General features: G+C 65.5%; 19 protein-coding genes and 1 pseudogene. 16 read left to right on the top strand and 4 right to left on the bottom strand.

Features of this window, described 5'->3' with window-relative positions; genetic code table 11:
- The 3 genes from IAI54_RS06565 to IAI54_RS06555 are packed head-to-tail and all read left to right on the top strand — an operon-like array spanning position 1 to position 3,630.
- Complete coding sequence (locus tag IAI54_RS06565; protein ID WP_187971582.1) at positions 1–468, top strand: (2Fe-2S)-binding protein; 468 nt, start codon at positions 1–3, stop codon at positions 466–468.
- Positions 468–2,621, top strand: a complete 2,154-nt coding sequence (locus tag IAI54_RS06560; RefSeq protein ID WP_187971581.1) for a xanthine dehydrogenase family protein molybdopterin-binding subunit — start codon at positions 468–470, stop codon at positions 2,619–2,621. The genes IAI54_RS06565 and IAI54_RS06560 overlap by 1 nt, the downstream gene beginning before the upstream one ends.
- 1 nt (position 2,622) lies before the next feature.
- Complete coding sequence (locus tag IAI54_RS06555) at positions 2,623–3,630, top strand: helix-turn-helix transcriptional regulator (RefSeq protein WP_187971580.1); 1,008 nt, start codon at positions 2,623–2,625, stop codon at positions 3,628–3,630.
- 11 nt (positions 3,631–3,641) lie between these two features.
- On the opposite strand, the gene IAI54_RS06550 is transcribed toward IAI54_RS06555, so the two are convergent.
- Positions 3,642–3,941, bottom strand: coding sequence for a hypothetical protein (locus IAI54_RS06550; RefSeq protein ID WP_187971579.1), 300 nt, complete (start codon positions 3,939–3,941; stop codon positions 3,642–3,644).
- Between the two features lie 323 nt (positions 3,942–4,264).
- On the opposite strand from IAI54_RS06550, the pseudogene IAI54_RS06540 reads away from it, so the two are divergent.
- A pseudogene (locus IAI54_RS06540) lies at positions 4,265–4,773 on the top strand (chromate transporter); the annotation flags it as partial.
- A gap of 124 nt (positions 4,774–4,897) precedes the next feature.
- Here IAI54_RS06540 and IAI54_RS06535 read toward each other — a convergent pair.
- From IAI54_RS06535 to IAI54_RS06525, 3 genes are all read right to left on the bottom strand, one after another.
- Positions 4,898–6,232 carry a sigma-54-dependent transcriptional regulator gene (locus IAI54_RS06535; RefSeq protein WP_275403605.1) on the bottom strand — a complete coding sequence of 445 codons (1,335 nt, stop codon included), beginning with the start codon at positions 6,230–6,232 and terminating at the stop codon, positions 4,898–4,900.
- Positions 6,210–7,604 carry a sensor histidine kinase gene (locus IAI54_RS06530; RefSeq protein WP_338021500.1) on the bottom strand — a complete coding sequence of 465 codons (1,395 nt, stop codon included), beginning with the start codon at positions 7,602–7,604 and terminating at the stop codon, positions 6,210–6,212. The genes IAI54_RS06535 and IAI54_RS06530 overlap by 23 nt, the downstream gene beginning before the upstream one ends.
- A gap of 65 nt (positions 7,605–7,669) precedes the next feature.
- A complete protein-coding gene (locus IAI54_RS06525) occupies positions 7,670–8,488 on the bottom strand; it encodes a substrate-binding domain-containing protein (protein ID WP_235679276.1) in 819 nt (272 codons plus the stop codon).
- 317 nt (positions 8,489–8,805) lie between these two features.
- Between IAI54_RS06525 and IAI54_RS06520 the strand changes: the two genes are divergently transcribed.
- From IAI54_RS06520 to IAI54_RS06465, 12 genes are all read left to right on the top strand, one after another.
- The gene (locus IAI54_RS06520; RefSeq protein WP_187971577.1) at positions 8,806–9,330 is read left to right on the top strand and encodes an arsenate reductase (azurin) small subunit; all 525 of its coding nucleotides are present in this window, start codon (positions 8,806–8,808) and stop codon (positions 9,328–9,330) included.
- A gap of 11 nt (positions 9,331–9,341) precedes the next feature.
- On the top strand, positions 9,342–11,810 hold the full coding sequence (locus IAI54_RS06515) for an arsenate reductase (azurin) large subunit (protein ID WP_187971576.1): 2,469 nt from the start codon (positions 9,342–9,344) through the stop codon (positions 11,808–11,810).
- 83 nt (positions 11,811–11,893) lie between these two features.
- Complete coding sequence (locus IAI54_RS06510; RefSeq protein WP_187973051.1) at positions 11,894–12,262, top strand: c-type cytochrome; 369 nt, start codon at positions 11,894–11,896, stop codon at positions 12,260–12,262.
- A gap of 2 nt (positions 12,263–12,264) precedes the next feature.
- A complete protein-coding gene (locus IAI54_RS06505) occupies positions 12,265–13,524 on the top strand; it encodes a molybdopterin molybdotransferase MoeA (RefSeq protein WP_187973050.1) in 1,260 nt (419 codons plus the stop codon).
- A gap of 65 nt (positions 13,525–13,589) precedes the next feature.
- Positions 13,590–13,922, top strand: a complete 333-nt coding sequence (locus tag IAI54_RS06500; RefSeq protein ID WP_187971575.1) for an ArsR/SmtB family transcription factor — start codon at positions 13,590–13,592, stop codon at positions 13,920–13,922.
- Between the two features lie 11 nt (positions 13,923–13,933).
- On the top strand, positions 13,934–14,443 hold the full coding sequence (locus tag IAI54_RS06495; protein WP_187971574.1) for an arsenate reductase ArsC: 510 nt from the start codon (positions 13,934–13,936) through the stop codon (positions 14,441–14,443).
- On the top strand, positions 14,443–15,132 hold the full coding sequence (locus tag IAI54_RS06490) for an aquaporin (protein WP_187971573.1): 690 nt from the start codon (positions 14,443–14,445) through the stop codon (positions 15,130–15,132). Before IAI54_RS06495 ends, IAI54_RS06490 begins: the two co-directional genes overlap by 1 nt.
- A complete protein-coding gene (gene arsC, locus IAI54_RS06485) occupies positions 15,129–15,551 on the top strand; it encodes an arsenate reductase (glutaredoxin) (protein ID WP_187971572.1) in 423 nt (140 codons plus the stop codon). The genes IAI54_RS06490 and arsC overlap by 4 nt, the downstream gene beginning before the upstream one ends.
- A gap of 97 nt (positions 15,552–15,648) precedes the next feature.
- A complete protein-coding gene (gene arsH / locus IAI54_RS06480; protein WP_187971571.1) occupies positions 15,649–16,380 on the top strand; it encodes an arsenical resistance protein ArsH in 732 nt (243 codons plus the stop codon).
- Positions 16,381–16,459: 79 nt separating this feature from the next.
- Positions 16,460–16,792, top strand: a complete 333-nt coding sequence (locus tag IAI54_RS06475) for an ArsR/SmtB family transcription factor (protein ID WP_187971570.1) — start codon at positions 16,460–16,462, stop codon at positions 16,790–16,792.
- 51 nt (positions 16,793–16,843) lie between these two features.
- Positions 16,844–18,271 (top strand): FAD-dependent oxidoreductase, encoded by a 1,428-nt coding sequence (locus tag IAI54_RS06470; protein WP_420838297.1) that lies wholly within the window; start codon positions 16,844–16,846, stop codon positions 18,269–18,271.
- Complete coding sequence (locus tag IAI54_RS06465) at positions 18,268–19,476, top strand: MFS transporter (RefSeq protein WP_235679275.1); 1,209 nt, start codon at positions 18,268–18,270, stop codon at positions 19,474–19,476. Before IAI54_RS06470 ends, IAI54_RS06465 begins: the two co-directional genes overlap by 4 nt.
- The last annotated feature ends 210 nt before the right edge of the window (positions 19,477–19,686 follow it).

Below are 19,686 nucleotides of genomic sequence, written 5' to 3'. Positions count from 1 at the left end.
ATGCGCATCACGCTCAATCGCCAGTCGGTGGAAATCCCCGACGAGCATTCCGACGAACCACTGCTCTTCGTGCTTCGAGACCATTTCGGGCTGAATGGACCGCGTTTCGGCTGTGGTGTCGGCTCCTGCGGAGCCTGCACGGTCGTCATCGACGGCGAGTCGCAGCGCTCATGCGTCTACCCAACGGCGGCGGCAGACGGGCGACAGGTGCTGACGCTGGAAGGACTTGCAGATGGCGACAGACTGCATCCGGTCCAGCAGGCCTGGATAGATGAGAGCGTACCTCAGTGCGGCTACTGCCAGAACGGCCAGATCATAACCGCGTTCGCATTGCTGACCGCCCGACCGGATGCCAAAGTCGCCGAAGTCGAGGCAGCGATGGACAGCGTGCTCTGTCGGTGCGGGACCCATTCGCGCATCCGCAAGGCGATCGCGCGGGCGCAAGCCGCAATGTCGGGAGACGCGTGATGTCGACACTGTCGCGACGTCGCTTTCTCATCGCGCTCGGCTGGGGCGCGGCCGGCATCACAGCCGTCGCCGGCGGGGCGGCATGGGCGCTGATGCCGACACTGCCGCCGCGCAATGCGCCGACTCATGCAGATGCCGCGGCCTGGCTCAGCCTTCGGCCGGACGGGGTCTTCGAGCTCTATTCCAGCCGCGCCGAGATGGGGCAGGGGATCTCGATGGGCCTCCGCCAGGTCGCTGCCGACGAACTGGGCGTAGGGGTGGATCGGGTCCGGCTCGTGCAGCCTGATACGAGCCTCGTTCCGGTCGCCCGCTCGACCGTCGGCTCGGACGCGATGCGTGAGACCGGGGTGCTGGTGGCGCGTTCGGCGGCGGCTCTTGCCAGCGCGGTCCTGCGTGAAGCGGCGCATCGGCTCGGCCGTCCGGTTGCGGACCTGCAACTGGCGTCGGATGGTGTCGTCTCCGGTACTGAGACCGTGCTCACTTTCGCGGAACTGGGGATTGGCGCGCCGCTGCTTGTATCCGCCGAGGATGTCGAGACCGGGTCACCTAGGCTGCTTGCAGGACTGGACGGTCGTCGCGAGGTCGGTCGCGCCCACCCAACCGAAGACATCGATGCCATCGTCACCGGAAGCCGCCCGCTCTACGCCGACGACATCCGCCTGCCCGGCATGGTGTTCGGCTCGGTCGTCCGACCGCAGACGCTTGGGGGGCGAATCCTCGGCATCGACGCGTCGGCATGCAGGTCGGTCACAGGATTCATCGGTCTCTATCGCGATAGCGATTTCGCCGGCCTCGTCGCCTCCCGCCGCGGAGCGCTGGCGCAAGCAATGAGCGTCCTGGTCGTCGAAGAGACGGAAGGTCCGGACACTGATTCAGACGCCGTTGCGGCAATGGTACACTTCCGTAGTACGACCCCCGCGCTTGAGCACAGCGTCGTCGATTCAGGCATCGCGAATGACGAGCCGTTTGACGTCGACCTGACGCTCACGGTGCCTCTTGCCGCGCACGCCTCGATCGAACCCCGCACGGCCGTCGCCCGGTTCGACGAGAATGGCGGCCTGGAGGTCTGGACAGGGACCCAGGATCCGTTCTTCGTCCGCAACAGCCTCGCCGACGCGTTCGGTCTCAGCCGGGACAGGGTGGTGGTCCACGGAATGCGCATTGGTGGCGGTTTTGGCGGCCGCACCATCGTCGCCGCGGAAATGGATGCGGCACGGTTGGCGAAGCTCTGCGGACACCCGGTCAAGGTGCAGTGGAGCCGGAGCGACGAATTCCGGGCGGGCTTCCATCGCCATCCATCGTCGCACCGCCTTCGGCTTTCCGCGGACGCAAGCGGGCGGATCATCCACTGGCATCATGCCTTCCGGTCCGGGCACGTCATTTTCACCTCGGCGGCGATGGGCCCCGGCCTGCAATTTGCGACCAGCTTCGTTGCCGATCCGGGCGTCGCGCGCGGCTCCGTACCGCCCTACGCGGCGGCTGCCACCCGCGTCGAATTCGAGGACGTTCGCCTGCCGGTCAAGACGGGTCCGTGGCGCGGGCTGGGTGCCGCGGCCAACAGTTGGGCGGTCGAGACCGCCATCGACGCGCTTGCGCGGGCAAAGGGCATCGACCCGCTGGATATGCGCCTGAGGTCGATTGCGCCGCAGCACGCGAGGCTGAGCGTGGCGCTCTCGGCAGCCGCCGAGATGGCCGGCTGGACCTCGCGGCCGAAGGATTCGCCCCACGAAGGCTGGGGTCTCGCCTGCGGCATCTACAAGGACATGTCCTACGCAGCCGCGGTCGCCCGCGTGACAAGGAGCGAGGCCGGATACAAAGTGACGGGCCTGTGGTGTGCGCATGATTGCGGCCTGGTCGTAAATCCCGATCAAGTGCGGGCGCAGGTCGAAGGCAATCTCGTGTGGGGGATCGGCATGGCATTGAAGGAGGATCTGCTTGTGGACGGCGGTCGCATCCTGCCCGAGAGCTTCTTCGACTATCCGCTGCCCCTGCTTTCGGACGTGCCGCAGATCGAAATCCGCGTGATTGAGGGTAGTGCGGCGCCGACGGGCGCCGGAGAGACCGCGATGGTCTGTGGGACGGCCGCCGTCACCAACGCTATCGCAGCCATGACTGGGCAGACCGTGACGACGCTCCCGGTGAGGGCGGCCTGACGTGGAGGACTTCGCCAGCGCGCTGGTTCTGGCCATGGTGCGCCGCTCGCTTTCCCGGCAGTCCATTGCGGTGCCGTCGTCGACGGCCGTGGGTGAGCGGACCATAAGCCCTGCCGAGAAGCGGACACTGCTCGATGGGGTGCTCGACGCCCACGGTCCGGAGGCAATCCTGCGCGTCGCCGACGTCGTTCCGGAATTCTCGGACCATCCCGTTGCAGGCGTGTTCGCCGGATGCCAGGGACCCTACGATGTGATCGCAAGCTGGCTCGCGATCGAACGCTATTTCCATTCGCGGCACCGCACCCGTGTCGTCGACCGCGACCCGCACCGGATCGGCATGGAGCATTTCGACACGCGCGGATCGCCGATTTCGGCTGGCGAGAACCTTGCCGTGGCGGGACTGATCCTGGGCATTCTCAGGTGGTGCGGCGCGCGCGACACGGTGTTGAGGTTCGACGGGACGTCCACGCTGGCCGATCCGCCCCCGACGGTGGAGCAGACACATCGCTGGTCTATCTCCTGGAAAGTATTTGAGCCTTTGGCATTTGCCCCTCTGGAGCAGGACGCGAATCTGATCCCCGCCGTCGACTTCTCGGGACGAGCCATCTCCGATCCTCTCGTTGCGCGGCTGTTCGCCGAGCAGCTTGGCGCTCCGCATGCACGCCGGGCAGCGGCTGATGTCGCCAGCGCGAAGGGGCTCAGCCTGCGAACCCTTCAGCGGCGGCTGGCCGGGGCTGGCTGGTCACTGGGAGACATTGTGGCATCCGCACGCGTGCACAGTGCCACACGCCTGCTTGCCACAACGGGCACACCGCTTGCGCTGGTGGGGCTGCTCGCAGGCTACAGCGACCAGCCCCACTTCCAACGCGCCTTCCGCGCCGCGGTCGGGCCGACGCCGGCGGAATACCGAAAACTGGCCCGCCCCCACGACCCGCTTGATTTCGGGAGGGAGGCGTCGTCCCTCGACGAGGCGACTGCCGCGGAAAAATCAACCTCCGCTGCAGTGTAGCTGCCCGAACCTCAGTCGGGTTTCAGTTCGGGGGCGTCGGGCTCGAAGTCATCGAGAGCCAGCAGGATCGCCCGTTTGTTCGGGGTCGACTTTCCATCAGCGCCCCGCTCGACCAATGTGAACGTCTCGATACGGTGCTGAGCGACCCAGGCATCCTCGATGTCGTGCATCGGCAGGCGCTTGCGGACAAAGGATTCGAGCCTGCGGATCACGTTGGGATCCTCGAACCGCTTGCCGTTCGGCGGGACGACGATGAATGCGCCCGGCGGGTCGGATCCGCCGGAACGCATGGGACGGTCGGCTTTCGCCATCGCCGCCTACATCATCCGCTTGATGTCCGAGTAGGCGCCGCTGGTCTTCAGCGTCACGGTGACGGGCTCCTCGGTGAGGTTGCGCCAAAACCAGCCGTGGTTGTCGTCAAAGGCAGCTTCAAGCACGCCCTCGTCCTCGGCGACGCCGCGGCCCTTATCGTAGGAGACATTCTCGCCGCCCCTATCACCATGGTGTCGAAGTTCACCACGGCGCCATTGACGGTCCAGGCATAGTTCGCCTGCGCGCCCTTGACGATGACGAGCTTGATCTCTGCGCCTTCACGCGGTGCCAGCGTCACCGACATTCGTCGGTACGCGTCTCCTGGCCACGACCCGGCGAGATGCTCGACGGGCCCGGCATGGCCGAGACGACACCGGGACCGCTCATCATGGCCGTCCAGTTCTTCGGCTTCCTCGGCGCCTACCGGGACGCCGGCGGCCTCGACCCGCTGCTGGCCGCGACGCTAGGCGCCCGTGATCACGACTTGGGTGACCTTCGTGCCCTGCTTCCTCTGGATCTTCGTCAGTGCGCCCTTCATCGAGCGCCTGCGCGGCAATGCGGCGCTGTCAGGCGCACTGTCGGCGATCACCGCCGCGGTCGTCGGCGTGATCCTCAACCTCGCGATCTGGTTCGCCCTGCACGTGCTGTTGGACACGGTCGTGGAGACCGGCATCCTCGGCCTGACGCTCGACGTGCCTGTCCTTTCCAGCGAACTGGGCCGCGATCGTGCTGACGGCGGCGGCTATGCTGGCGATATTCAGGTTCGGCGTATCGATGGGCTGGGTGCTGGTCGCCTGCGCACTGGCGGGAGTTGGTCTCATATTGATCTGATGGTGCGCCCTGCAGCATTTGCAGGCTTATGGGAATGTCGGCTTAGGCCAGATCGGAATCTAAACCGGACAGTCAGCACACGGCCCGATCTTGCCTTCAGCTCGGCGTCCGATGGGTAGCATTTCTACCCTCGCACCCCCAGCCGCGTCATCTTTTCCCACAGCGTCGAACGGCCGATGCCGAGCAGCTCGGCGGCCTTGATGACCTGGCCTTCGGTCTGTTCGAGCGCCCGCTCGATCTGCCGGCGTTCTGCCGCGTCGCGGACGTCTGCCAGAGGGAGGAACCCGGGCCTGGCCTGGGTTCCGGGACGATCCGGGAAGAGATCGCCCGGCATGATCCATTCCGACGCCGTCAGCGCCACGGCCCGGTCGACGCGATTGCGCAGTTCGCGCACGTTGCCGGGCCATGGATGCGCGAGTGCCGCTTCCTCCGTCAGGGCGCTGAAGCCGCGGATGCGCGCGTCTGAGCGTGCGGCGGCATTCTCCAGGAAGCGGTCGAGCAGCCAGACGATGTCCTCCGGCCGCTGCCTGAGTGGCGGGATGTCGACCGGGAGCACGGCGAGACGGAAGTAGAGGTCTTCGCGGAAGCCGGATGCCTGCCCCGGCGCCAGGGCGCGGTGCGTGGCCGCGACGATCCGGGCGCGGAAGGGGACGGCCGCCTCGCCGCCGAGCCGCGTGAAGGATTCGCTCTCGATCAGGCGCAGCAGCTTGGCCTGCAGGGAAGGGGGCATGTCGCCGATCTCGTCGAGGAAGAGCGTGCCGCCCCTGGCGCGTTCGGCGTAGCCGAGATGGCGTTGGTGGGCGCCGGTGAAGGCGCCCTTCTCGTGACCGAAGAGTTCGCTTTCCAGGAGATCGCCGGGGATCGCCGCGCAATTCACCGCGACGAAGGGCTGTTCCGTGCGCGCCGAGACCTGATGCAAAAGCCGCGCTGCGACCTCCTTGCCGGATCCGGTCTCGCCTGTGATCAGCACCGGGAGGTCATGCGCCGCATAGCGATGGATGAGGTCCTCTGCGTGCTGGATCGCTGGTGACAGGCCCAGCACGTATTCCTTCAACCGCATGCCGGCGCGCGTGCTCCGCCGGCCGGCGGCGATCCGCTTCAGGAAATCATCCATCGCGAAGGGCTTGGTCATGAAGTCGACCGCACCCGAGCGCATCAGGCGGACGGCCTGGTCGATCTCGGCGAAGCCCGTGACGAACAGGAAGGGCGGAGCATTCGGCTGCCGCGCCAATTCCTCGAACACCGCCTCGCCGGACATGTCCGGCAGTCGGATGTCGCAGATCACGAGGTCGAGGGAGCCGGCGACGCGGCCGAGACCCGCTATGGCCTCTCCTCCAGTCTGCCACCAGGTCACGTCCCAGCCCTCAAGCTCCAGCCGCTGGACGATGGAACCACCCATGACGGGATCGTCTTCGACCAGCCCGACGCGGGCGCGCTCAGGCAGCATGGCTCCGCTCATTCCGTGTTTCCTCCGGGATCGGCAGGATCAGGGTGACGATCGATCCTCCCGTCGATCTTCCTTCGACGGCGGCCTTGCCTCCGCAGGCGTCGACCATGCGGCGTACCATCCAGAGCCCCAGCCCTCGTCCGGCGCGCACGGCCGGGCCGGGATCGTCGTCGCTCAGCATGGCGATCGAATCCCTGGGCAGGCCCGGGCCTTCGTCGGAGACCGAGATCTTCAGATGGTCCGTCGTCCGATCGACGGTCAGACCGATTGAGCCACCCTCGGGGGTGGCGGCACTGGCGTTGAGCAGCAGGTTCAGGACTGCCTGCCGCACCGGGCCGCCGGGGATCGACGCGGCGAACCCAGCCGGCCAGTCTACCTGCAAATCCAGTCTCTGCCGGCGTCGGCGTAACTCGGGTTTCATCAGCACCCTCACGTCCTCCAGGTCGTCAGCGCTAAGCGGCCGGGCGGATCGTTCGGGGCGGTAGGTCGCGAGCGCCGCCTCGACAACCTCGCGGATGCCGTTCAATCCGCGCTCGATCAGGCTGATCGAGGTGTCGCGCACGCCGGGCGTCCGCCCATGCGTCTTCAGTGTATCGATAGCGTTGAACAGCCCGCCAAGCGGATTGTTGATCTCGTGCGCCATTCCGGAGGCTAGCCGCCCCAGGCTCGCCAGTTTCTCCTCCTCGGCCAGTTGCATCGCGAAATTGGCGCGCTCCCGTTCGGCATGGACGAGCGCGTTGTAGCCATTGAACAGGCTCGCGACCTCGCCGCCGCGTGACGGAACGGCGCGCGACGAAATCGGCTCCGCGACTCCGTTGGCCGCAGCGCGCATGTGATCCTCCAGCACCCGCATCGGTTCGATCATGCGGCGCACCAGCAGGAAGCCGCCGAGCGAGAATATCGCGGCGAGGATGCCGTTGGTGACGAGCAGGGTCGCCAGGATCTCGCGGCGCTCGGCGAAGATGTGCGAAGCGTCGAAGGCGGTGTGGATCGCGCCGATCTTCTGGCCTTGATAGACGAGGTCGCGGAACGCGAAGCCCGTGTCCGCCTCGCGGTCGAAGGTCACCGTGCGAGCGCCGTAGCGTGACGCGTAGGCCTCCGGAAGCTCCGAGAAGGACGGGATTCGGGTGGGGTCCGTGGCCGCCAGGACTTTGCCGTCGGCACTGGTGACGACCGCCTCGATAGGCGACAGCGCCTGGTAGGATTTCTGGGAGCGGTCGAGCGCGTCGAAGACCTCCCACACGTCAGCGCGCAGAACGGCCGGCAGGACGGCTGCGGTCAGTCCGTCGAGATAGCTGCCGGCGAGACCGTCGATAAAGGATTCCTGGGTGCGCGACAGCCGGTCGAGCACCCGCTCCGAGATCACCGCGCTGATCGCCACCATCAGGAGCGCGACCAGGATCGGCACGCGGTAGGAGACCGGAATGGCGCGGAGGCGACGGAGCATGCTCATCCTAACCGCCTCACCGTATCGACCTTGGCGGCGATCGTGTCGAAGAGCGCCGGCTCGGTCGCGACGAAGCCGTCGAGCCGCAGCAGCGCCAGGACTTTGCGGCCATCCTCATGCCGGTTCATCGCCGTCAGAGCATTCCTGAGACGGACGATGCGCGGGTCGCTTGCCAGAGCTCTTGGCGAGGCCACAGGCGGAAAGCCGAGCCACTCGGACCGGCGGACGATCCGCGTCTGGTTGACGAGGTCCGGCTCCATCTCGCGCATGACGTCCCAGACATAGCCGTCGACGCTGCCGGACTGGGCAAGGCCGGACGCCACGGCGCGGATCACGTTGCGGTGGCCATAGGTGTAGAAGGTGCGGGCGAAGAACCCCTCGGGCTTCAACCCGCTCTCGGCCAGGAGCGCACGGGTCACGAGGAATCCGGAATTGGAGTCCGGGTCGGAAAAGGCGTGGATGTCGCCCTTCAGATCCTCCCACCGCTCGGTCGGCCTGTCGGCAGCGGTGATCAGATAGGATTGGTAGAGCGGCTCGCCATGCCAGGACGGCGTGGCCACGAGATCAAGATCCGACTTGAACTGGACATAGGGATAGCCGCAGATCCACGCCGCATGGAGCTGGCCCGCGACGAGCAGCGCCGTGATCTCCTGATAGGTCCGACGGCTTACCAGTTCGACCGGCTCGCCAATAGCTTCGGTGAGGTAGGCGCGCAGAAGTGCCAGAAGTTCGAGGTCGTTGGACAGGAAGACCGGCGTCAGGCCGAACTTGAACCCTTCCTGGGCGGAGGCCGTGCCGGGCACAAGCGCTAGCGAAACCACGGCGCCGCCGCAAATCGCAAGCGCCGAACGGCGGTCGAGTACCTGGCTCGTGGCTGGGTACCTTAGATTCAAGAATTCGATCCTCCCTGCCGGACAGACTAGCGCCCCAGGGCATCGAAATCGACCTGAATCCTGCACTCCTGGGCTTCGTCCGGGTTTCCGGACCAACGGCAGCGCAGCATGTCCGGAAATCCGGACATGACGAATTCGCGCGTTCTGCAAGACGCTGGATTTGCAGGGTGCCGGCCCGTTCCCAGCCACTGGCACCCTCCTTGCAACAGTCTTTGCGTACCCAGTCGCGAACCAGGGAGGATGGAATGGATAGGTGCACCAAATTGGTCGATGTCGGCCGCCGACAGTTCCTGCGCGGCGGCGCGCTTGCCGCTGCCGCCACCGCCACTTCGGTTGCTCTTCCGGCAGCGCCGGCCAGGGCCCAGGTGGCCCTTGCGCGCCTCGACTATCCGTCGAACCGCCTCGGAAACGTCGCCGACCTCAAGCTGAACGAGACCTTCGACGTGACCTATCCCGACGAGAACGCCCCTGGCGTGCTCCTGAAGCTCGGCACGCGGGTCGAAGGCGGTACCGGTCCTGACGGCGACATCGTCGGCTTCTCGACGATCTGTCCGCACAAGGGCTTCCCGCTCAACTACGTCGCCGCCGACCGGACGCTGAATTGCCCCGGACACTATTCCCGCTTCGACTGCGAAGCCGGCGGCCAGCAGATCTGGGGCCAGGCCACGCAGAACCTGCCGCAATATGCGCTGAGGGTGGACGAGAAGGGAGACATCTACGCCGAGGGCGTGGACGAGCTTCTCTACGGCCGCCTGTCGAACGTGCTCTGAGGGAGGGAACAATGGCTTACAAGCGACACATCGACCGCCTGCCGATCATTCCGGCGGATGCGAAGAAGCACAATGTCACCTGCCACTACTGCATCGTCGGCTGCGGCTACCATGCCTACACTTGGCCGGTGAACAAGCAGGGGGGCACCGACGCCGCCGCCAACGCCTTCGGCGTGAACCTGGCCGAGCAGCAGCCGGCCGATACCGAGGCCTGGTATGCGCCGTCGATGTACAACATCGTCAGGCAGGACGGTAAGGACGTCCATCTGGTCATCAAGCCGGACCACGCCTGCGTGGTGAATTCCGGCCTCGGTTCCGTGCGCGGCGCCCGCATGGCCGAGAACCGGCGCTCCGACAAGACCGGCACGCAGCAGCAACGTCTGACCGAGCCGATGGTCTGGCGCTACGGCACCTGGCAGCCGACGAGCTGGAACGACGCGCTCGATCTGGTCGCGCGCGTCACCGCCCGCGTGATCGACAAGGACGACGAGAACGACCTGTTCGTCTCGATGTTCGACCATGGCGGATCTGCCGGCGGCTACGAGAACACCTGGGGCACCGGCAAGCTCTATTTCGGCTCGATGAAGGTCAAGAACTGCCGCATCCACAACCGCCCGGCCTACAATTCGGAAGTCCACTCGACCCGCGACATGGGCGTCGACGAGCTGAACTACGCCTATGAGGACTACACGCTGACCGACACGATCATGCTTGTCGGCACCAACCCGCTCGAATGCCAGACCAACCTCTTCCTGAACCACATGGTGCCCGGCATCAGGAACGGGGCCAAGGTGATCATAGTCGATCCCCGCCGCACGGTGACGGCCAATGCCTGCGAGGTGGAAGCCGGGGCGGAGAACGTGCTGCACCTGGCGATCAAGACCGGAACGGACCTGGCGCTGTTCAACACGCTGTTCACCTACATCGCCGACCAGGGCTGGGTGGACAAGGACTTCATCGCCGCGTCGACACTCGGCGGAGACGTCGCGGTGCCGCAGGACGAAGCGCATCCGGCCGCTCTCGGCTCGTTCGAGATGGCGCGCGCGAAGTGCAAGATGTCGCTCGCCGAGGGCGCGTCGATCACCGGGCTTGCCGAGGCAGACATCGTCAAGGCGGCCGAGTGGATCGCCAAGCCGAAGGAGGACGGCTCGCGCCGCAAGTGCGCCACCGGCTACGAGAAGGGCATCATCTGGGGCAACGACAACTATCGCGTCATCGGCGCGCTGGTGAACATCGGCCTGGCGACAGGCAATATCGGCCGCGAGGGCGGTGGTGTCTGCCGTCTCGGTGGCCACCAGGAAGGCTACTTCCGTCCCTCCGACGCGCATGTCGGTCGGCCTGCGCCCTATATCGACCAGCTGATCATCGCCGGCCACGGCCAGGTGCATCACATCTGGGCCAACGATCACTACAAGACGACGCTCAATGCGACCGAGTTCAAGCGCGAATACAACCGCCGGACCAACATGGTTAAGGACGCCATGGATGCACATGCGGGAGCGACCCGGGAAGAACTGGTCGAGGCCATCGTCGGCGCGATCCACGCGGGCGGGTTGTTCTCGGTCAATGTCGACATCATCCACAGCCAGATCGGCCAGGCCGCGCATGTCATCCTGCCAGCGGTCGAATCCGGCGAGATGAACCTGACCTCGATGAACGGCGAGCGCCGGCTACGCCTCGTCGAGAAATACATGGACGGCCCGGGCAACGCCAAGCCGGACTGCCTGATCGCAGCCGGCCTCGCTCAGCACCTTGAGCGTGTCCTGCGAGAAGATGGCCGCGAGGCCTATGCCGACCAGTTCAAGGGTTATGACTGGAAGACCGAGGAAGACGCTTTCATGGACGGCTATCACTCCGGCAATCCGGAAGTGACCTACGACCGGCTGCGCGCCATGGGTAACAATGGCGTGCAGGAACCGGTCGTCGGCTTCGAGAATGGTCAACTGGTCGGGACGAAGCGCCTCTACACGGACGGAAAGTTTACCCGTCATGGCCGCGAGGACGGCAAGGCGCTGTTCTGCGGCGGCGAATGGCGAGGTATGCAGGCGCCCGGCAAGGCCTACCAGAGGGACAATTTTGCGTTCCTCATCAACAATGGCCGCGCCAACGTCATCTGGCAGAACTGGTTCCTGGACAAGGCCAACGACTTCGTCTCCGACCGCTTCCCGATCCCGTATATCGAGATCAACCCGGAGGACATGGCCGAACTCGGGGTCAAGGCCGGCGATCTGGTCGAGGTCTTCAACGATGTCGGCGCCACGCAGGCGCTGGTCTATCCGACGCCGACTGCGCGCCGGAAGGAGACCTTCATGGTGTTCGGCGCTCCCAACGGCGCGCAGGGCAACATCGTCAATGCCGGGACGAACGAACTGATCCTTCCGAACTACAAGCACACCTGGGCCAACATCCGAAAAATCTCGGATGCGCCGGCCTCGGCGGCGGATCTCTCGTTCAAGTCCATGGAATACAGCGCGGGTTGACCACCGCGCTTCGCGCCGCCGGGCCACACCAACCCGGCGGCGCCTTCAGCATCAGACCGGAGTACATCGTGACATCATCGACCATGAAAGTCGTGACGACGGGAGCTTTTGTCCTCGTCGCATCCATGGCCCAAGCCCAGGATATCGAGGCCGGCAAGGTCATCTTCAGGAAATGCGTCGCCTGCCATGCCACCGATACGACCACCAACAAGGTCGGCCCGCATCTCGGCGACGTGATCGGTCGAACGGCCGGCACCGTCGAAGGATACAACTACTCGAAGGCGATGAAAGAGGCGGGTGCCGCCGGTCTCGTCTGGGACGACGCCCATCTGACCGAATATCTTGTCGCGCCGAAGGCCAAGGTTCCCGGTACGAAGATGGCATTCGCCGGCATCAAGAAGCCGGACGAACTCGCCGATCTCGTAGCCTATCTGAAGACGCTGCCAGAGTGACCATGACCCCGTCCGCCCTCGCTCTTCCGGACCATTGCGAAGCGTGCGCGTCCGGGGCGGTCATCCCCGTAGACATCGCCGCGGCGAAAGCGATCGCCACGGCGACTCCGGTGACGGAAACAGAAACGCTGGACCTGCTCGACGCGATCGGGCGCGTGACGGCAACGGGAGTGGTCGCGAGCCTGAACCTGCCGCCGTTCAACGCCTCCGCGATGGATGGATATGCGGTCAAGTCGGACCGCTTCACTGGACAGGGTCCGTGGCGTCTCAAGGTGACGGGCCGCATCGCGGCAGGCGATGCTCTCAGGCAATCCTTTGAAGGTTCGGTCCGCATCCTGACCGGGGCGCCGGTCCCGCAAGGATTTGACACCGTTGTCATGCAGGAGAAGTGCAGTCTGGAAGGCGACGCCATCGTCATCGACCAGAAGCCGCGAACGGGCCAGAACGTGCGGATCTCGGGAGAGGACGTGCGGCGGGGAGAGTCGCTGCTGGAGGTTGGCGAAACGCTGAAAGCCCAGCATCTCGCGCTCCTCGCCGGTCAGGGAATGGCCGCGGTCGAGGTTCGCCGGAAGGTTCGCGTCGGACTGATCTCGACAGGCACCGAGCTGCGCGAGCCGGGTCAGCCGCTTCATCCCGGCCAGATCTTCAACTCGAACCGCGTGATGCTGCGCGCCAGTCTCGATGCATGCCGCTGGGCGGAAGTGCTCGACTTCGGCATCGTGCCCGATACGCGAGAGGCGATCGCCGCGGCGCTGGCCGAGGCGGCCACGCAATGCGATGCGATCATCACCACGGGCGGGGTCTCGTCGGGAGAGGAAGACCACGTCACCTGGGCGGTTGGGTCCGGGGGCGGCGTGCTAGACGTCATGAAGGTCGCTATGCGACCCGGCAAGCCAGTGAAGGTAGGGCGGCTGGGTCCAGCGCTGTTCCTCGGGCTCCCCGGCAATCCCAACGCCACTCTCGTCACCTTTCGCATGATCGCGCTGCCGGCGCTCCGCAAGCTGGCAGGCCTGTCGATCCCGGCGCCGACGTGGACGCAGGCGGTTGCCGATTTCGCCTACGAGAAGCGTCCCGACCGCACCGAGTTCGTTCCGGTGCGCATCGGGGCCGCAGGCTCCGATGGATTGCCGCGCCTGGCCATGCTCGGCCGCGGCTCCTCCGCGAGCCTGCGGGCGATCTCGCAGGCCGACGGGATTGCGCTTCTGCCGCCCGGCGTGGACCGTGTCGAGCCCGGGATGCGGCTCGCGTTCGAGGCGATTTAGACCTTTCCGTCATCGTCCTGTCATGTCAGCTAACGATAACTCGATTCATCGAGAAAGGCAGATGTATGGACAAGAAAACATCGCTCGCCGCTTTGGCCGCGCTCGGTCAGGAGACCCGGCTCGACATCTTCCGCCTTCTGGTTCGCGCAGGCGCTGAAGGTATCCCGGCCGGCGAGATCGCGACCGGAGTGGGCGCGGTACAGAATACGACCTCGTCTCATCTGAAGATCTTGACCCATGCCGGGCTGATCCGTCCCGAGCGCGACGGACGCATCGTCCGCTATGTCGCCGACATGACCGGCTTCCGCGACCTTCTCGCCTACCTGATGGAGGACTGTTGCAACGGTTCTCCCGAACTCTGCCGCCCCGTCATCAACGCCGTCACCTGTGATTGCTAGGAGGAACGATCATGTCCGACATACCGCACAACGTCCTTTTCCTGTGCACCGGCAACTCCGCTCGCTCGATACTTGCCGAAGCGATCGTAAACCGCGTCGGGCAAGGGAGGTTCAAGGGCTTTTCCGCCGGTTCCCAGCCGAAGGGCCAAGTCCACCCCTATGCGCTGGACCTGCTGAAGAGCCTCAACCACGACACGTCCTTCGCGCGCTCGAAGGACTGGCAGGAATTCGCCGAGCCCGGCGCGCCGGAGATGAATTTCGTCTTTACCGTCTGCGACAACGCAGCCAATGAATCCTGCCCGATCTGGCCCGGGCAGCCGATGACCGCGCACTGGGGCGTCCCCGATCCGGCGGCCGCCGAAGGCACGGAGGCCGAGAAGCGACTCGCCTTTGCGGACGCGTATCGGATGCTCAACAACCGGATATCGATCTTCACCAGCCTGCCGATGAACACGCTCGACAAACTCGCGCTGCAGAAGCGGCTTGACGAGATCGGTCGCAACCTACCGAAGGCCGGCTGATGCAGGCCGACCTGCCGCGCCGGCTCGCCGCAGAAGCTCTTGGGACCGGCATACTGGTCGCTACCGTCATCGGCTCCGGCATCATGGCCGACCGGCTGACCGACGACGTCGCGCTGGCGCTGCTCGGCAACACGCTGCCCACCGGTGCCATCCTGGTGGTGCTGATCACCATTCTCGGGCCTTTATCGGGCGCTCATTTCAACCCGGCGGTGACGCTGGTGTTTGCGCTGCGGCGGGAGATCGAGACATACGCCGCGATGACTTACGTAGCGGCACAGATCGCCGGCGGCATACTGGGAGCGCTGCTCGCCCACGCAATGTTCGAACTACCGATCTTGCAGGCGTCGACGACGGTGCGCAGCGGAGCGGCTCAATGGCTGGCGGAGGGCGTGGCTTCATTCGGGCTGGTGTTCACGATCCTGGCCGGGCTTCGCTTCAGGTCGGACGCAATTCCATGGCTTGTGGGCCTCTATATCACCGCAGCCTATTGGTTCACGGCGTCGACGTCTTTTGCTAATCCGGCCGTCGCGATCGCACGCGCCTTCACCGACACCTTCGCCGGCATTCGGCCTGTCGACCTGCCGGGCTTTATCGTCGCCGAATTGATCGGTGCGTTGCTGGCTATGGTAGTGGCCGGCTGGATGCTCGCCGCTCCGAAATCCATGCTCGAAACGAGGCCCGCAGAATGACGATTACGATCTACCACAATCCTGACTGCGGCACTTCGCGCAACACGCTCGCCATGATCCGGCAATCCGGCGAAGAGCCCGAGGTAATCGAGTATTTGAAGACGCCGCCGTCGCGCGACAGGCTGGTCGAGCTGATCGCAGCCATGGGGATGACGCCGCGCGACCTGCTGCGCGAGAAGGGGACGCCGTATGGCGAACTTGGCCTTGGCGACACGAAGTGGAGCGATGACGAGCTCGTCGACTTCATGATGGCGCATCCGATCCTCATCAACCGCCCGATCGTCGTCACGCCGCTCGGCACGAGGCTGTGCCGCCCGTCGGAAGCCGTTCTCGACATCCTTACGAACCCGCATATCGGGCCGTTCACAAAGGATGACGGTGAGGTGGTGATTGACGCGGATGGCCGGCGCTTGAGGTAACTCAGGAGTCATTCGTGGGTTGACGTGCTCAAAGATCCGTCCATATTTCTAATTAAATCGAAATTCTAGCGTCGTAGCCCCGGCGGGCAGGAGCCACATGACCGAAGCCACCGCGCTGATCGACACGCTGCCGAATCTTGAAGAAGACAGTTTTCGGCAAATCGATGAAGCCGCCTTGCTGGACGCGCCCCGATCGTCGCACCCGGCTCGGATCCTGATGCTCTACGGCTCGCTGCGCGAGCGCTCCTATTCGCGGCTGGCGACAGAGGAAGCGGCGCGGGTCCTTCGCCGGCTGGGCGCGGAGGTACGCATTTTCAATCCCGCGGGCTTGCCGCTTCCGGACTCTGTCCCGGCCGATCATCCCAAGGTCAAGGAACTGCGCGACCTGTCGACATGGTCGGAAGGGCAGGTCTGGTGCTCTCCCGAGCGGCACGGTTCGATGACCGGGATCATGAAGGCGCAGATCGACTGGCTTCCGCTGTCGCTCGGCGGAGTGCGACCGACTCAGGGACGGACCTTGGCGGTCATGCAGGTCTGCGGCGGTTCGCAGAGCTTCAACGCGGTCAACCAGCTGCGCGTTCTTGGCCGCTGGATGCGCATGGTCACCATCCCGAACCAGTCGTCGGTGGCGAAGGCCTTCAACGAGTTCGACGCCGAGGGCCGGATGAAGCCGTCGCCCTACTACAACCGCATCGTCGACGTGATGGAGGAACTGATGAAGTTCACGCTGCTCCTCCGCGACAGGACCGACTACCTGACCGACCGCTATTCAGAGCGCGTGGAAAGCGCCGAGGAGGTGTCAAAGCGGGTGAACCAGCGGTCGATCTGACGGTTCACTCAGGATTCCTTATTTCTACGATCATCGAAATTGAATTGACCGGCGCCTTGGCCGCGGCTACGCTCCTCGCATGAAGCTTGAACAGGCAGCATCGCAGCTCGAAGCGCTCGGCAACCCGACGCGCCTGAACATCTATCGAATCCTTGTGCGCGCAGGCGAGGAGGGACTGCCAGTTGGCAGCATCCAGGAGAGGCTCGGTATCCCGGCGTCCACCCTGTCGCATCACTGCAAGCGGCTGATCGAGACGGGGCTGGTGAGCCAAGAGAGGCAGGCGACGACGCTCATCTGCCGCGCCGAGTATCCGTCGATGCAGGCTCTGATCGGCTACCTCGCAGACGAATGCTGTGCGGACGGAAGCTGTCCGCCGGAGCCGGCACGACGGAAGGCGAGGGAACGCGCGTAGCGATCCCCCTTTTTTGACCCTTTAATTCGAATATTCGGGAAGGATCGAATGATGGCCATCTCTCATCCGGAACTGCCGGTTGCCGTGATCGGAGCTGGCCCCGTGGGTCTCGCCGCAGCCGCGCGCCTGGCGGAGCGCGGCCTGCGCCCCGTGCTCTTCGAAAAAGGAACGAGCGTCGGCGCGGCGCTCCTTGATTGGGGCCATGTGCGCGTCTTTTCGCCCTGGGACTACAACGTCGATGCGGCCGCGCGGACACTGCTTGCCGACGACGGCGTCACGGCACCGTCCGGTGATTACCTGCCGACAGGCAGGGAGATCGTGACGAAGTATCTTGAGCCACTCTCCCGGTTGCCGGCCATTGCGGCGGGCCTTAGTCTCGGAGCGGAGGTGACCGGGATCACGCGGCAAGGCCATGACCTGATGTCGAATGATGGCCGCGCCGACGCGCCCTTCGTCGTGCGCTATCGCGATCACGAGGGCGAACATCGCCTGCTGGCGCGCGCGGTCATCGACGCATCGGGAACGTGGTCGCGGCCAAACCCGATGGGCGCAGACGGTCTTGGCGTTCCCGGTGAAGCGGGGGCCGCAGACCTGATCGCCTACGGGATCCCCGATGTCGATGGCGCCGAGCGCGAGTCCTATGCGGGTAAGCGCACGCTTGTGCTCGGCAGCGGCCACTCCGCCATCAATGTGGCGCTCTCGCTGCTCGACCTGCAGCAGAAGGCGCCGGGTACGGAAGTGCTGTGGGCGCTCCGGCGTGATCGCATCGCGCGCCTGCTCGGCGGCGGTCTGAACGACCAGTTGCCCGGGCGCGGCGCGCTTGGTCTCGCCGCGAAGCAAGCGATCGACGAGCGCAGACTAAAGATGCTGGCCCCCTTCGTCGTCGACCGCGTCGCGCGCTCGGGTGATAGGCTCCGCGTGGAGGCAACGCTTGGCGTGCGTCCCGTCGCCGAAGTTGTCGATCGCATCGTCGTCGCGACCGGCTTCCGCCCCGACTTCTCGTTCCTGCGGGAATTGCGCCTCGGCCTTGATCCGGCTGTCGAGGCGACGCCGGCGCTCGCACCGCTGATCGACCCGAACGTTCATTCCTGCGGCACAGTGCCGCCGCACGGCGTCGATGAACTGGCCCATCCGGAGCCGGGCTTCTACATCGTCGGCTCAAAATCCTACGGGCGCGCGCCGACCTTCCTGATGGCGACCGGCTACGAGCAGGTCCGATCCATCGTCGCCGAGATCGCGGGCGATCCTGTCGCGGCCCGCCAGGTCCAGCTTGTTCTTCCGGAAACGGGCGTCTGCGGCGTGCCGCAAGCCAGTGCCGCCGAGCCGTCATGCTGCGGCGGCCCGGCGCCGGCTGACATTGATGCGTGCTGCGCCGCCGATGCAGCCGCCAAGGCAAGCGGCGACGCAGGATGTGGGTGTGCTTCGACGACGGTCGCGCCCGTCGTGGCGAAGACATCCTGCTGCCAGGCTGCCGCGTGAAGGCTTCGCCGGCAGCCTCAGCGCCGGGCTGGTTCATCAGCGCGCTCGGCGCCGCTCAGATCTGCTCATGGGGGACGCTGTTCTATGGCTTCCCTCTGATCGCGGAGGCGATGCGCACCGATCTGGGCTGGTCGAAGCCAACGCTTTATGGTGCGGCGACGCTCGGCATGCTTCTGGCGGGACTGGCGGCCTATCCTGTGGGCGCCGCGATCGACCGCGGCCATGGACGGCTGCTGATGTCCGGCGCCTCGGTGCTTGCCGGAATTCTGCTCGCGGCGTGGTCTCAGATAGAAGGGCTGATCGCCTTCTACATCGTGCTCGCCGGGCTGGGCTGCATGCAGGCCGCGACGCTCTATGAACCCGCCTTCGCCGTCATCGCGCGCCGCGTCGGTCCGCTCAATGCGCGCAAGGGCATCACCGCGCTGACGCTGTGGGGCGGCTTCGCCAGCACCGTCTTCATTCCCGTCATCCAGTTCCTGATCGAGACGCAGGGCTGGCGCGGGGCGCTGCTCGTCATGGCCGGGGTGAACATCGTCGTCTGCGGCGGGCTCTATCTCCTCGCCATCGATCCGTCGCGGGACGCGCCGGTCCGGGCGGCCGAGCCCGACGAGATCCCGCCAGCCGTCGGCCGCGCGGCCGTGGCCGCTGCCATGCGCCGGCCGTCCTACTGGGGCCTCATGCTGGCCTGGGTCTCATATGCCTTCGCCTTCTCGTCGCTGACCTACCATTTCTTCCCGCTGCTGCTCGAACGCGGCCTGGACTCGGCCGGAGCCGTGCTGGTGCTGACAGTCATCGGCCCGGCGCAGGTGGCAGGCCGCATCCTGATCCGCGCCTTCGCCGCCGAAGCTCCGGTAAGGTCGGTCGGCTCGGCGATCGTCATCGTGTTTCCTCTGGCGGTAATCGGCTTCGCCTTCGCACCGCCGCAGGTTCTCGTCATCGCAGCGGTCGCAGCTTTCTACGGCGCTGCGAACGGCATGATCACCATCGTGCGCGGCATGGCGGTGCCGGAGATGGTCACGCGTGACGGCTATGGCGCGGTCAACGGCTCCCTCGTCGCGCCGATGAACATCATGACCGCGCTCGCACCGCTCGGCGCGGCGCTGCTCTGGCAGGCGAGCGGCGGCTACGGCGCGGTGCTCGCGGCCATCTTCATCGGCTCGCTGACGCTATGCGCCGGGTTCTGGTTCGCTGCATCAAAGATCTGAAAGAGATGGCCTGAAAAAATGCGTAATGGTCGTAAATGTGGTCGCTTCTCCTTCGCGCGATAGACGCTAGGGGTAACTCCTGAGATGCACGAGTGGAGCGTTCGCATCGTTTGGACGAAGTTGGGGAACTACAACATATCCATTTGACTCTTTCATCAGGCGGCAACAGCGTTACGTGTGTTTAATCGCCTGGCCGAACTTCGGCTGGCG

This window comes from Aquibium microcysteis, from assembly GCF_014495845.1.
GTDB lineage: Bacteria > Pseudomonadota > Alphaproteobacteria > Rhizobiales > Rhizobiaceae > Aquibium > Aquibium microcysteis.
This window is presented reverse-complemented; position numbering and strand designations above follow the sequence as displayed.

Coding starts and splice junctions, on each gene's coding strand:
- IAI54_RS06470 (WP_420838297.1), top strand. CDS start 16,844: ATGGCCATCTCTCATCCGGAACTGCCGGTTGCCGTGATCGGAGCTGGC.
- IAI54_RS06500 (WP_187971575.1), top strand. CDS start 13,590: ATGGACAAGAAAACATCGCTCGCCGCTTTGGCCGCGCTCGGTCAGGAG.
- IAI54_RS06505 (WP_187973050.1), top strand. CDS start 12,265: ATGACCCCGTCCGCCCTCGCTCTTCCGGACCATTGCGAAGCGTGCGCG.
- IAI54_RS06495 (WP_187971574.1), top strand. CDS start 13,934: ATGTCCGACATACCGCACAACGTCCTTTTCCTGTGCACCGGCAACTCC.
- IAI54_RS06560 (WP_187971581.1), top strand. CDS start 468: ATGTCGACACTGTCGCGACGTCGCTTTCTCATCGCGCTCGGCTGGGGC.
- IAI54_RS06520 (WP_187971577.1), top strand. CDS start 8,806: ATGGATAGGTGCACCAAATTGGTCGATGTCGGCCGCCGACAGTTCCTG.
- IAI54_RS06510 (WP_187973051.1), top strand. CDS start 11,894: ATGAAAGTCGTGACGACGGGAGCTTTTGTCCTCGTCGCATCCATGGCC.
- arsH (WP_187971571.1), top strand. CDS start 15,649: ATGACCGAAGCCACCGCGCTGATCGACACGCTGCCGAATCTTGAAGAA.
- IAI54_RS06475 (WP_187971570.1), top strand. CDS start 16,460: ATGAAGCTTGAACAGGCAGCATCGCAGCTCGAAGCGCTCGGCAACCCG.
- IAI54_RS06550 (WP_187971579.1), bottom strand. CDS start 3,941: ATGGCGAAAGCCGACCGTCCCATGCGTTCCGGCGGATCCGACCCGCCG.
- IAI54_RS06490 (WP_187971573.1), top strand. CDS start 14,443: ATGCAGGCCGACCTGCCGCGCCGGCTCGCCGCAGAAGCTCTTGGGACC.
- IAI54_RS06535 (WP_275403605.1), bottom strand. CDS start 6,232: ATGAGCGGAGCCATGCTGCCTGAGCGCGCCCGCGTCGGGCTGGTCGAA.
- arsC (WP_187971572.1), top strand. CDS start 15,129: ATGACGATTACGATCTACCACAATCCTGACTGCGGCACTTCGCGCAAC.
- IAI54_RS06515 (WP_187971576.1), top strand. CDS start 9,342: ATGGCTTACAAGCGACACATCGACCGCCTGCCGATCATTCCGGCGGAT.
- IAI54_RS06565 (WP_187971582.1), top strand. CDS start 1: ATGCGCATCACGCTCAATCGCCAGTCGGTGGAAATCCCCGACGAGCAT.
- IAI54_RS06530 (WP_338021500.1), bottom strand. CDS start 7,604: ATGGTGGCGATCAGCGCGGTGATCTCGGAGCGGGTGCTCGACCGGCTG.